Genomic DNA, 12,342 nt, shown 5'->3' with positions numbered 1-12,342 from the left:
TAGCGGATACAATGTGTCATGGAAAATTCACAAGGAGGCGAAGCGTGCTGTCACAAGAACAGACTGAAGCGCTCTTTAAGGTACTGGACGAGTCCACGACGACCTTACAAGCAGCACTAAGCACATCTTATTTAGATGCGTTCGTTGAGACGGGGGATAACCTCCTCAACGGACAAGTTCAAGTTGAAGACGATCGGCCAGATCAAAAGACCGTCGCCCAATTAACTGACTTGTACCAGCAGGCCGATTGGCAAAGTTTTGATTCGGAAACGGTGCGGCGAGCAGTGCAGTTAGCAATGCTGAAAGCCATTCGTGTCGATGAAGTCCAAGCCAATCATCAGTTAACGCCTGATACCATTGCCTACATCATGGGCTATTTGGTTACCCGGTTAGAGAAGGGGAAGACCCACCTGTCATTGCTGGACCTAACGGTAGGGACAGGGAACTTGTTAACTGCGGTGATTTCACAGTTAAAAGCGGTCGTTGCTGGTAAAATTGATGCGTACGGGATCGATAACGATGACACCATGTTAGCGATTGCCCAAACATCCAGTGACCTGCAACGCATTCCGGTGGAACTGGTTCACCAGGATGCCTTGGAACGGTTATTGGTTCCAGCTAGTGACTTGATTGTGGCTGACTTACCAATTGGGTATTACCCGGTTGATGACAACGCAGTCAACTTCAAGACAGCAGCGCAAAAGGGGCACACCTATGTGCATCATTTGTTGTTGGAGCAAGCCATGAATCAGTTGACGCCCGGCGGTATCGGGGTCTTTCTGGTGCCCTCACAACTCTTCCAGAGTGAACAGGCACAGAACCTGTTGAAGTGGTTGCCAAACAACGCTTATTTGCAGGGATTGTTGAATCTGCCAAGTGAGTTATTTGCGAACGCCAACGCACAAAAGGCTATCCTGATCTTACAGAAGCCGGGTGCGGGCGCCAAGCAAGTTGAACAAGTCATGTTGGGGGAATTCCCTTCATTTAAGAATCAATCAGCGTTCCAAAAGTTTGTTGCAGAGATCGTGCAGTGGGAAGAACAGAACCTACTGACCGATCGCAAATAAAAGGAGAAATACCACATGGGAAAATCATTAGCAATTAACGCCGGCAGTTCAACTTTAAAGTTCAAACTGTTCGAAATGCCTGCAGAATCAGTTATCGCTGAAGGGGCCATTGAACGAATTGGTTTGGGCAACTCTTTAGTTGAAATCAAGTACGGTGACGGCCAAAAGTACGAAACGCATGAAGACGTGGACGACCACAGTGCCGCTATCCAATTGATGTTGAACCAATTGACTGACTTGAAGATCATCACCGACTTCAACGAAATCACTGGGATTGGTCACCGGGTCGTTGCCGGGGGCCAAGAATTCAAGGACTCCGCCATTATCGATGACGAGGTCTTACAAAAAATCAAGGACTTGTCCGAATATGCCCCACTGCACAACCCAGCCGCTGCTTTAGGCATCGAAGCCTTCAAGAAAATCTTGCCTAATGTCTTGAGTGTGGCCGTCTTTGATACGTCCTTCCACACCTCTATGCCCCAAGAAAACTACATGTACGCCATCCCTTACGAATACTACGAAAAGTATGGTGCTCGTAAGTATGGTGCCCACGGGACTAGCCACCGTTACGTTGCTGGCCGGGCCGCTGCCATGTTAGGCAAGCCATTGAAGGACTTGAAGTTGATCACCATGCACCTGGGTGCCGGTGGTTCTATCACCGCTATCAAGGATGGCAAGTCATTTGACACGTCCATGGGCTTCACGCCACTGGCCGGTATCGAAATGGCGACCCGTTCTGGGGATATCGATGCTTCCTTAGTGGCTTACCTGATGGAAAAGCTGAACATCGACAAGCCTAATGACATGATCAACATCTTGAACAAGAAGTCTGGTTTGATCGGGGTTTCTGGTGTTTCCGCTGATATGCGTGACCTGGAAAAGGTTCAAGCCAAGAACCCACGTGCCAAGTTAGCCCGTGACATGTTCATCAACCGGATCATTCGCTACGTTGGGTCTTACCTGGCTGAATTGGGTGGCGCTGACGCCATCGTCTTCACGGCCGGTGTTGGTGAAAACGACATCATGATTCGTCAAGAGGTTGCCGACAAGTTAAGCTACTTCGGCATTGGCGTTGACCCAGAAAAGAACAACATTCGTGGCGTTGAACGCGACTTGAGTGTTGCCGGTTCTAAGATCAAGACGCTCTTAATTCCAACCGATGAAGAATTAATGATCGTTCGGGACATCGAACGGTTACGGAAATAAGCTTTAAAAAGTGAGGGGCAATAGGCCACTCACGACAGCGACCTCACTGGCATTTTGCGCTGGTGGGGTCGCTTTTTTGCGCCATCTTTTCTCGCGGTTTCACGACCGATTGGCATCTTGCAACAATAGTTGAATACATTTCATCTAAAAACCATGAAAGTGACGCAAAGTGGATTACACTGGGCCAGCAACGCTTTTTAATTTACCGAACCAACCAGTGTCGCTACTAGTATTGCCCCCTTGGACGTGTATAATGAATTTCAACAAAGGGGCGATTAAGATGAAAAAAAGTCAAGTGAATGAAAACCAAGAATTTTCACGGGGCCTTCAGAGTCGTCACGTCCAACTGATTGCGCTGGGGGGCACAATCGGGACGGGGCTATTCCTGGGGGCCGGCCAATCGATTCACCTTGCCGGACCATCCATTGTGTTGGCCTACCTGGTAACGGGAATCATGTGTTTCCTGTTAATGCGGGCATTAGGTGAACTCTTACTCTCGGATTTAAATGCACATTCGTACATTGATTTTATTCAGCGATACCTCGGGGACAACATGAGCTTCGTGGCCGGCTGGACCTACTGGGTCTGCTGGATTACGATTGCCATGGCAGAAATCACCGCCGCGGGGCAATACATGCAATTCTGGTTCCCACACCTGCCACAGTGGGTCACGGGGCTGGTCCTGCTGGGCATCCTGTTGACCTTAAATTCGGTCACGGTCAGTGCCTTCGGTGAAACGGAATTCTGGTTTGCCATCATTAAAATTGTGGCTATCATCGCCTTGATTCTTGCTGGGGCGTACATGGTTGCCGTGCACTACCCAACGCCGGCGGGTCACGCCAGCGTCACGAATTTGGTTTCCGGCGGCTTCTTTGCCAACGGGGCCAAGGGCTTCTTCCTTTCCTTCCAGATGGTGCTCTTCAGTTTCGTCGGCATCGAAATGGTGGGGATGACCGCTTCCGAAACGGCCAACCCGAAGAAGGTCTTGCCTAAGGCCATCAACGAGATTCCGCTGCGAATCATCCTGTTTTACCTGGGCTCTCTGTTAGCACTGATGTCCATCTACCCATGGCAAGCCGTTTCCCCAACCAGCAGTCCGTTCGTGCAAGTCTTCAAGAACGTGGGCATTCAATCCGCTGCGGCCGTGATCAACTTCGTGGTCTTGACGGCGGCGGCCTCGGCCTGCAACAGTTCGTTGTTTACGACCGGGCGGATGCTGTTCTCCCTGACCTACCGGGGTGAGGGGAAGTTTGCCAAGCACATGGGTGTTCTCTCTCATGCGCAGGTCCCAGTCCGGGCGCTGCGGTTCTCAACCGTCGTGATTGCCGTGTCGGTCTTCCTGAACTTCTTGATTCCGGGCCACGTCTTCGCGTTTGTTTCCAGTGTGGCGACAACGTGTTTCCTGTTCATCTGGGGCGCAATCGTTGTGGCACATATTAAATACAAGAAGCAACAGTTGGCGGCCGGTGTCACGACCAAGTCCAGCTTTAAGATGCCGTTCTTCCCTTGGAGCGATTACTTTATCTTGGCATTCCTGGCCATGGTCGGGATTGTTCTCCTGTTCCGGGTGGACACGCTGATTGCATTGCTTGGGTCCATCTTCTGGCTCGCAGCGCTGAGTGTCGGCAAATACCTGAAGGATCGGCGGACAGCTAGTCATCCCGTTGTGGATGATGGCGGGGCCGACGACACCAAAGAAATCTAAATAATGTCAAACAAAACACGTGAGTCTGGAATAAAATTCCAGGCTCTTTTTAATTGAGCTCATCCGCGGGTCAGAGTCAGCGAAAATCCGCTGAAAGTGCTACGATAGGAGTAATATAACGGTTGCTGTTTTGGCTAGAATATCGGGTATTTGGCGGCGCAGGCTTAGGCAAATTGCCAAGCTATGAGCAGCCTAAATGGTTGGACGTTCAGTTAAGTTGGCGACTAAGCTAATAGGGGTGTTTAATGATGAAACAAGTCACGATTGCCGGACAGACAGTGCCCGCAATTGGCATCGGAACCTGGCACATGGGCGACCGCCCAGACCAACGAGAAACAGAAATTGCGGCCATCCGCGCGGGAATCGCTGCGGGGGCGCGGGTCATTGATACGGCCGAGATGTATGGTTCCGGTCGGGCCGAGGACCTAGTCGGGGAGGCGTTGGCCCCCATCGACCGCCAACAGATCTATCTCATTTCCAAGGTGTTGCCAGAGAATGCCTCGCGGCAACGCATGGCCGCCAGCTTGGATGCTAGTTTACGCCGGCTACGGACGGACTATCTGGATCTCTACCTGTATCATTGGCGGGGCAACGTGCCATTAGCCGAAACGGTGGCGGAGCTTCAACGCCTGCAACAGACCGGTAAAATCCGGGCGTGGGGCGTGTCTAACTTTGATATTGACGACTTAAAAGAACTCTGGCAGTTACCCGGTGGTGATCAGGCTGTGGCCAACGAAGACCTGTACCACTTGGGGAGTCGGGGTCTGGACTACGCCGTCTTGCCGTGGCAGCGGGACCACCAACTGCCCCTGATTGCCTATTCACCAATCGCCCAGGGGGATGCTTGGGGCCACCATTTGACCACGAACGAAACGGTCAAGACTCTCGCAGCTCAACGCCACGTGTCGGTCTACCAGATTCTTCTAGCGTGGGTCATTCACCAACCACAAGTCCTGGCGATTCCGCAGACCAGTTCCGTGGCCCATATGACACAGAATGTGGCCGCGGCCGACCTGACGCTGTCGCCGGCTGAATTGGCCCAGTTGGACCAGGCCTTTCCAGCACCAACGACGAAACAACCATTAGATATCTTATAAAAGGGGGAGCACTCATGGAATTTTTTACGTCAGATACCCACTTCTTTCACGAAGACCTGTTGGGGGACAGTGATTTTGCCCCACGGCCCTTTGCGAGTGTGGACGAAATGAATCAAACCATCATTGATAATTGGAACAAACGGGTGGCACCGACCGACACGGTCTATCACCTGGGCGACATTGCCTTGTACTTTACCAAGCCCGCCGTGAAGTCGGATGAGGCCGTCTGAAACGTCCTGTCGCAACTGAACGGCCATTTGGAACTAATCAAGGGAAATCATGACAGCCGCGCCCTGTTCAAATACCTGGCGGCCCATAACCCCATTGAAAACGGCCAACCGAAATTCGCCTTCCACGATGTTGGGGTTTTGATTAAATATGATCACCGGCAGTATTACATGACCCATTACCCAATGATGCTGGGAATCGTAAACCAGATTATCAATTTGCACGGGCATATTCACCATTACGCGGTCCCAGTCAAAGAGAACATCAACGTTGGCGTGGATACGCCAGAAACCCGCTACCTCACCGAACAGGTCCCATTTGGAACGCCATTCTCAACCAGTGAGATTGAAGAAATGGTGGCGGGTAAGGCCAAGGAGTTCCAGGAAAAACAGTAAGTGGTCGTTTAGGACGGTCACGGCTATCAGGTCGGCCAGGCGATGTGGGCGATGCTTGACCGTTTCTCTCCGATGCCGTACGATTGAAATCAGTGTTAAGAGGAGAGAGAATTGATGGAACGGATTACCATTTTGCATACCAACGACCTGCACTCGCACTTTGAGAACTGGCCGCGGATTCGTCGCTACCTGGCGACCACCCGGCAGCAGGCCGAACAAGCGGGGGACACCGTCTACACCTTTGACTTGGGTGATAACATTGACCGCGTCCATCCCGTGAGTGAGGCCACGGTCGGTCAGAAAAACATTGAACTGATGAATCAGATTGGCTACGATGCGGCCACGATTGGCAACAACGAGGGCCTAGGTTTCATGCGCGCGCAGTTGGACCATCTCTATGATCACGCGAATTTCCCGGTGATTCTGGGCAACATTCTGACCGGCGATACGCACGAGCAACCGGAGTGGGCCATCGACCATCAGATTTTCACGACGCCGGCAGGGACTCGCATGCTGGTGTTAGGGCTAACGGCGCCATACCATCTGACCTATCCGTTGGCCGGTTGGTACCCGATTGCCGTCAATCCGGCATTAACGCGGCTCTTGCAGACCTACGCCGGGCAATTTGACGTGTGCGTCTTACTGTCACATTTAGGGTTAGACGTCGACCGGCAGATTGCCAAGCGTTTTCCCGAGGTGACGGTCATCATCGGCAGTCACACGCACCACTTGCTCAAGCACGGCGAGCAGGACAATCATAGCCTGTTGGCCGCGGCTGGCAAATGGGGCCGGTACGTGGGCCGCATTACGCTCGATCTCGAGGACCATCAGCTGAAACGGGGCCAGGCTGGTGTGGTGGAGACGGCGACCTTACCCGAACAGAGTGGGGATGCCGCTGAAATCGGTGGACTCGAGGACTTGGGCAAATCCATTTTGTCCGAGCAACGAGTCGCTAATTTGCCGGTCGCTATGGAGGCTGATCCGGCCGGCCATCCCCGTCTGGTCCAAGAGGGCTTGCACGCGGTGGCGGAGTATGCCGGTACCCAGGCGGCTATTTTAAATGCCGGGCTCTTTCTTCACGATTTACCCAGTGGCGTGGTCAACCAAAATCAACTCCACCAGCTCTTGCCCCACAACATGCACGTGATGAAGATCACGCTGAGTGGCTACGACTTGTGGCGGTTGATTCAGGAATTTGAGCTCGCTCGCCTATTTTTACGGTACTTTCCGCAAAAAGGCATGGGGTTTCGTGGTAAAATCTTTGGAGAGATCAATTATTTGGGTATCGCCTATGACGCCAAGACCCACGAGGTCACCTGGCGGGGCGAACCGCTATCGCCAACTAAGCAGTACACGATTGCGGGATTGGATCATTACTTGTTTATTCCATTTTTCCCAACGATCTCAATCGTGGGTCAGAATCAAATTTTATATGAAGACTTATTACGGGAAGTCTTTGCCAAATATCTGGCGAAGCACTACCCCTTAACTTAGAAACAGAGAGGATGACGACGGTGGATCGCAAAGATTTAGAGGCACTTGTTGCCGAACAAAAAGAAACCCGGGAGCCAGCCGCCGAAGTGGTCCGGGTCGATGAGACACATTTAAACATCAACGGCCATCCCTATGAAGTGGTTGCCGACGTCCGGGACGGATTTGATTTCACGGAATTCTCCCAACGCTTCAGCACCATTTTGAGCAAATTCGACTACATTGTCGGCGACTGGGGCTTCGAACAGCTGCGGTTAAAGGGCTTTTACGCCGAAGACCGTGCGGGCGCCAAGCAGAATCAGATCGATGCCGTGCAGGACTATCTCTATGAATCCTGTAACTTTGGCTGTGCCTACTTTATTCTGCACAATTTGGATGTCAAATCGGCACCCAAGCCCCGGCGGCCAAGACGGCGGCGGAATTCACGGCCAACCAGCTCCAGTAATCAGACGAAGGCCGCGGCAGAAAAGCCAAATAACCAGTCGTCTAAGCGAGAAGCGACGCCAGCTAAAAAGGCGGAGACCGCTGAAAACCATTCCAACGGGAACGGCAATGGTTCACACAACACGCATCGGCGACGGTCACACCGCCGTCACCGCAACACGTCACATCCCTACACGGAAGAACGGCGGCCAGTCGCCAAGCCCACAACGGGCAACGACAAGAAGACGGTCACCGTGGCCTCTGGTGGTCAGGGACGGCGGCACTTTACCATTCGTAAAAAAGAAGATTAGGGAGAGTTGGCAGTGAAAAAGTATCAGGCTTATTTAATCGACCTCGATGGGACCATCTACGCGGGTAGCAAGCGCTATCCCAAAGCAAAGGCGTTCGTGGAGCGGCTTCAGGCGGCACACGTGCCCTTTAAATTTGTGACGAATAACACGACCAAGCTCCCGGTCGACGTGGTGGCGAACCTGGCCGATAACCATGATATTCACGTCACCACGGACAACGTGTATACGGCCGGACTGGCAACGGCAGACTTTTTGGACCGTCGCGCCGGTCAGACGGGCAAACGAACCGTTTACGTGGTGGGTGAAATCGGGCTCAAACAAGCCTTGGCTGCCAAGGGATTTACGGTCGATGAAGACCATCCCGAGTACGTGGTTGTCGGACTAGACAGTGACGTGACTTACGAAAAATTTGCGAAGGCCATTTTGGCGATTCGCAGTGGGTCGACGTTTATTGGGACCAATTCGGATTCCAACATTCCCAAGGCCCGGGGCTTGATGCCCGGTGCCGGGGCGCTGGTCGACATGGTGCGCTACGCCACGCAACAGGACCCGATTTTTGTGGGTAAGCCGGAACCGATTATCTTAAATAATTCCCTGGCTCAGCTGGGCATTGCGGCTGATCAGGCGTTAATGGTAGGGGATAACTACCAGACGGATATTCTAGCCGGCATTCACGCGGGGGTAGATACCCTGTTGACCTATACGGGGGTGTCGACACCGGCACAAGTGGCCCAGCAGGCCATCCAGCCGACCTATACCGTGCCGGACCTGGCTCACTGGGATCTGGAGGCGGGGCCGATTGACTAGGTTAGCACGCTGGGGTGGGTTAACCGCCCTCTTTTTAGCACTGATCACGTTAAGTATCTTCTTAACGATCAACGCCGTGTGGCTGTATCGCTTAGACATTCACTGGTTGGCTATCAGTCAAACGGTCCAGATGTCCGCCCACAAGATCATGCACAATTATCTGCAAATGCTGGCGTACCTGGAACTGCCGTGGGTGACTGACTTAAAAATGAGTGATTTTCCCACGTCATTTACGGGGATGATCCACTTCCATGATGTGAAGAACCTCTTTTTGCTCAATAACGTGGTCCTCGTTCTTAGTGTGGGGCCCGCGGGGTGGTATCTGCACCAGATCAAGCAACGGGCCGAACAGTGGCGTCTCTTGCGGCCGGTCCAGATTGCGGCGATTGTGCCACTGGTGCTAGGGGCGATGCTAGCTGTGAACTTTAACGGCTTCTTCATTGCCTTTCACGAGGTGCTCTTTCGCAACAACGACTGGCTCTTTGATCCGGACCTCGATCCCATCATCAATGCGCTACCAGACACGTTCTTCCTGCACTGTTTCGTGCTGGCGTTCGTGCTGTTCGAGGCGGGACTCGGCTGGTTATACTGGCGGGGCCGCGTCGCCATTAAACGCGCTTAATTGGCAAACTAAAAAGCAGGACTTGAGAAAACTCTCAGGTCCTGCTTTATTTATGTGACAAGAATTTATTTTTTAGTCGTCTTCCGGGAGGCTACTCGGGGTTGACGGGTGACGCCCCTTTAACCAGCCAACAACGGCGGGAATCAGGGAAATCACGATGATGCCTAAGACAACGGCAGAGAAGTGTGCCTTGACGAAGGGGATGTTCCCGAAGAAATATCCACCGCCACAGCAGATGGCAACCCAGGTAAGGGCGGCACTAACGTTGTATTTGAGAAAACGCCGGTAAGGGAATTGGGAGCCAGCAGCCGTGAAAGGCACGAACGTCCGAATGATGGGCATGAAGCGTCCCAAGAAGATGGCCAACGGTCCGTGTTTGCGGAAGAACTTCTCCGACTGGGCCAGCTTGTCCTTGTTGATCAGTCGCCCGAACCACGAGTGACTGGACAGGGCGGCGCCGGCTTTGCCACCCAAGTAGAAGTTGAGTGAGTCGCCACCAACGGCAGCTAGTAGGAAGAGTGCCACGAAGAACCAGATGTTCAACTTGTAGGCGGGGTTCGCAGCGAGGGCCGCCGCGGCAAATAACAGCGAGTCGCCGGGAAGAAAGGGCAGAATCACCGCACCGGTCTCCACGAAAACGATGGCGAAAAGAATGAAGTAGGTGGACCCGCCAAAGGTGTTGACGATGTTCACCAAGTGGTCGTCGATGTGTAAGACGAAATCAATTAAATATCCCATTAAGGGTCTCCTTATGCTAGTGTGAAATTTGTTATGCCTACATTGTAGAAGGTTTTGACCCCACTGTCAGCAGAGTCGGTGAACCTTAACGAAATTATGATATTTGTTGCTAGGCTCGTGGTAACGATGGCCAGCTTACTTAAACGGGGTATCTTGTTCACCAGTATCGTCATGGGCTAGCCGGGCAGCCGCTGCCGCAGCAATGGCCCCGACTAAGTCATCGAGGAAGGTGTGGATGATGCCGGGTTCGTGGGCGTTGAGCTTAGATAGGATTCCAGGCTTGATCCGGTCGATGTACCCGTAGTTGGTGAAGCCAATCGAGCCGTAAATATCTACTATAGAGAGCGCCATGGTTTCGTCCACACCGTAAAGCCCCTCGTCTCGTTCGACAATGGTCTGTAAAGGTTCCATCAGGGTGTGGTGTTCCGCAGCAATGTCGAGTTGAATGCCGGTGATGATGGCATTTTGCACTTCTCGTTTGCTAAGAACGGTTTGCACGCTGGCGAGTGCTTCCTCGGCAGTGAGACCGACGATGTAATCTTTTTGGAGGAAGATGACCAGGTCGGCGATAGCCGCAAGCTCGACGCCTCGTTCGTTAAGTAAGTCAATCGTCCGTTGCTTTAAGGCCGTGGTTGGTTTTGTCATTTAATCAGACTCCTTCGAATTAAATTGTGTTCTCTTAGTATAACACCGTGGCTGTCAGTTGCATTTTTGACGGTTGGCGGTGATAATAGATAAGCAGATAGTGTTTTGAAAAGATATGGAGGATAATTATGACAAAGTTTCCACAAATTGATTTGGCTAACGCCAGGGGTCCACAAGTAACGATTGAAACGTCCATGGGGACCATTCAGCTGCAACTCTTCCCCGAACAAGCACCAAAGACAGTTGAAAACTTTGTGACCCATGCCAAGGCCGGTTACTATGATGGCTTGACGTTCCACCGGGTCATTCCTAACTTTATGATTCAAGGTGGCGATCCAACCGGTACGGGTATGGGTGGCGAAAGCATCTGGGGTCAACCGTTCGAAGATGAATTCTCACAAGAGTTATACAACTTGCGTGGGGCCGTTTCAATGGCCAATGCGGGTCCCAACACTAACGGTAGCCAATTCTTTATCGTGCAAGATAAGGATATGACGGAACAGATGCAGGCTCAGATGAAGGACGCGGGTTTCCCAGAAGAAATCGTCGATGCTTATAAAGACGGTGGGACCCCTTGGCTGGACTTCCGTCACACGGTCTTTGGTCAAGTTATCGCGGGGATGGACGTTGTTGACGCCATTGCCAAGGTCAAGACGGATGCGAGTGATCAACCCGCAACGCCTGTTACTATGGACAAAGTCACGGTTACAGAAGCCGAATAGGCGAGAACCAGATGATTAGTGAGGAGGGCACGACTATGCCGTTTCAAATTGGTCAACGGGTGACCGGCCACATTACGGGCATTCAGCCTTACGGGGCGTTTGTCAGTTTGGGCGGTCATCGTCAGGGTCTCATTCATATTTCTGAATGTCATTGTGGGTACGTGAAGGACATTCACGACTATTTAAAGGTCAATCAGGAAGTGAACGTTGTTATTCTGGACATTGATGAGTTCACGGGAAAAATCAGCTTGTCGTTACGGTGCCTTGAGCACGTGGCGTATAGTCCGGAGCCCCTGGAACATCAACACCGACATTACTGGACGAATCACCGCATTAACATTGGGTTTAAACCAATTGCGGATCGGCTAGAAGGCTGGAAGTCCGAGGCCTCACAGCGCTTAGATCAAGAACAAGCTTCCTCTTAGGGGGAGGCTTTTTATTTTATTTGCAATTAGTGCTTGACCTACCTGGAGATGATTGGTAAGATATTACCTGTTGCTGATTTGAGACGAGCAATGCATAAATAACAGGTTCTTGAATAGTTAATCAAAATTTGAAATTTATGCTTGACGTGTTAAATCGTAACTGATACAATGATTTATGTTGTCAAGACGTGCCAATCACGTCGAATTCATTTCTTTGGATGTTGAATAAATATTCAGGAAGTTGAAAAAAGATGTTGACACGATTTAAACGACATGATATACTTTAAAAGTTGTCACGGAGCGATTGCTTCTTATGACAACTTGGTAGACCTTTGAAAACTGAACATTGTTTCGACAAACCAAATATGTGTAGGGCGGTTTGGTACTTGGTATCAAACCCAAACAATATTTGCGAAGTCAATTCGCTTTTATAACAAATAAAGTAACAACAATCGATGAG

12 protein-coding genes and 1 pseudogene are annotated in these 12,342 nt (G+C 51.5%); 11 read left to right on the top strand and 2 right to left on the bottom strand.

Going from position 1 to position 12,342, the window contains the following annotated elements:
- The first annotated feature begins 44 nt into the window (after nt 1-44).
- The 9 genes and pseudogenes from JUF13_RS08650 (at nt 45) to JUF13_RS08610 (ending at nt 9,352) form a co-directional block, all read left to right on the top strand.
- The gene (locus JUF13_RS08650; RefSeq protein WP_225893676.1) at nt 45-1,067 is read left to right on the top strand and encodes a class I SAM-dependent methyltransferase; all 1,023 of its coding nucleotides are present in this window, start codon (nt 45-47) and stop codon (nt 1,065-1,067) included.
- Between the two features lie 15 nt (nt 1,068-1,082).
- Nucleotides 1,083-2,273, top strand: coding sequence for an acetate/propionate family kinase (locus JUF13_RS08645; RefSeq protein ID WP_125765780.1), 1,191 nt, complete (start codon nt 1,083-1,085; stop codon nt 2,271-2,273).
- A 280-nt stretch (nt 2,274-2,553) separates the two neighbouring features.
- Nucleotides 2,554-3,978, top strand: coding sequence for an amino acid permease (locus JUF13_RS08640; protein ID WP_203639209.1), 1,425 nt, complete (start codon nt 2,554-2,556; stop codon nt 3,976-3,978).
- 248 nt (nt 3,979-4,226) lie between these two features.
- Nucleotides 4,227-5,075, top strand: a complete 849-nt coding sequence (locus tag JUF13_RS08635; RefSeq protein WP_203639299.1) for an aldo/keto reductase — start codon at nt 4,227-4,229, stop codon at nt 5,073-5,075.
- A 14-nt stretch (nt 5,076-5,089) separates the two neighbouring features.
- A pseudogene (locus JUF13_RS08630) lies at nt 5,090-5,698 on the top strand (metallophosphatase).
- Between the two features lie 114 nt (nt 5,699-5,812).
- Entirely contained in the window at nt 5,813-7,192 is a 1,380-nt protein-coding gene (locus JUF13_RS08625; RefSeq protein WP_203639208.1) for a bifunctional metallophosphatase/5'-nucleotidase, read from the top strand.
- An 11-nt stretch (nt 7,193-7,203) separates the two neighbouring features.
- Nucleotides 7,204-7,923: a YutD family protein gene (locus JUF13_RS08620; protein WP_203639207.1), complete on the top strand. Its 720-nt coding sequence runs from the start codon at nt 7,204-7,206 to the stop codon at nt 7,921-7,923.
- A 12-nt stretch (nt 7,924-7,935) separates the two neighbouring features.
- Entirely contained in the window at nt 7,936-8,730 is a 795-nt protein-coding gene (locus JUF13_RS08615) for a TIGR01457 family HAD-type hydrolase (protein ID WP_125766259.1), read from the top strand.
- On the top strand, nt 8,723-9,352 hold the full coding sequence (locus JUF13_RS08610) for a TIGR01906 family membrane protein (protein WP_203639206.1): 630 nt from the start codon (nt 8,723-8,725) through the stop codon (nt 9,350-9,352). Before JUF13_RS08615 ends, JUF13_RS08610 begins: the two co-directional genes overlap by 8 nt.
- Before the next feature lie 72 nt (nt 9,353-9,424).
- Here JUF13_RS08610 and JUF13_RS08605 read toward each other — a convergent pair whose 3' ends face one another.
- Both JUF13_RS08605 and JUF13_RS08600 read right to left on the bottom strand, forming a co-directional pair.
- Nucleotides 9,425-10,090 carry a VTT domain-containing protein gene (locus tag JUF13_RS08605; RefSeq protein WP_203639205.1) on the bottom strand — a complete coding sequence of 222 codons (666 nt, stop codon included), beginning with the start codon at nt 10,088-10,090 and terminating at the stop codon, nt 9,425-9,427.
- Nucleotides 10,091-10,225: 135 nt separating this feature from the next.
- Nucleotides 10,226-10,735: a phosphatidylglycerophosphatase A family protein gene (locus JUF13_RS08600; RefSeq protein WP_203639203.1), complete on the bottom strand. Its 510-nt coding sequence runs from the start codon at nt 10,733-10,735 to the stop codon at nt 10,226-10,228.
- Nucleotides 10,736-10,863: 128 nt separating this feature from the next.
- On the opposite strand from JUF13_RS08600, the gene JUF13_RS08595 reads away from it, so the two are divergent.
- Together JUF13_RS08595 and JUF13_RS08590 are read left to right on the top strand one after the other, a co-directional pair.
- A complete protein-coding gene (locus tag JUF13_RS08595; RefSeq protein WP_203639201.1) occupies nt 10,864-11,457 on the top strand; it encodes a peptidylprolyl isomerase in 594 nt (197 codons plus the stop codon).
- A 35-nt stretch (nt 11,458-11,492) separates the two neighbouring features.
- Nucleotides 11,493-11,882, top strand: a complete 390-nt coding sequence (locus JUF13_RS08590) for a CvfD/Ygs/GSP13 family RNA-binding post-transcriptional regulator (protein WP_125766254.1) — start codon at nt 11,493-11,495, stop codon at nt 11,880-11,882.
- The last annotated feature ends 460 nt before the right edge of the window (nt 11,883-12,342 follow it).

This window comes from Levilactobacillus wangkuiensis, from assembly GCF_016861605.1.
In the GTDB taxonomy this organism is placed as follows: domain Bacteria; phylum Bacillota; class Bacilli; order Lactobacillales; family Lactobacillaceae; genus Levilactobacillus; species Levilactobacillus wangkuiensis.
This window is presented reverse-complemented; position numbering and strand designations above follow the sequence as displayed.

Coding starts and splice junctions, on each gene's coding strand:
- JUF13_RS08645 (WP_125765780.1), top strand. CDS start 1,083: ATGGGAAAATCATTAGCAATTAACGCCGGCAGTTCAACTTTAAAGTTC.
- JUF13_RS08640 (WP_203639209.1), top strand. CDS start 2,554: ATGAAAAAAAGTCAAGTGAATGAAAACCAAGAATTTTCACGGGGCCTT.
- JUF13_RS08635 (WP_203639299.1), top strand. CDS start 4,227: ATGAAACAAGTCACGATTGCCGGACAGACAGTGCCCGCAATTGGCATC.
- JUF13_RS08625 (WP_203639208.1), top strand. CDS start 5,813: ATGGAACGGATTACCATTTTGCATACCAACGACCTGCACTCGCACTTT.
- JUF13_RS08620 (WP_203639207.1), top strand. CDS start 7,204: ATGACGACGGTGGATCGCAAAGATTTAGAGGCACTTGTTGCCGAACAA.
- JUF13_RS08605 (WP_203639205.1), bottom strand. CDS start 10,090: ATGGGATATTTAATTGATTTCGTCTTACACATCGACGACCACTTGGTG.
- JUF13_RS08600 (WP_203639203.1), bottom strand. CDS start 10,735: ATGACAAAACCAACCACGGCCTTAAAGCAACGGACGATTGACTTACTT.
- JUF13_RS08595 (WP_203639201.1), top strand. CDS start 10,864: ATGACAAAGTTTCCACAAATTGATTTGGCTAACGCCAGGGGTCCACAA.
- JUF13_RS08590 (WP_125766254.1), top strand. CDS start 11,493: ATGCCGTTTCAAATTGGTCAACGGGTGACCGGCCACATTACGGGCATT.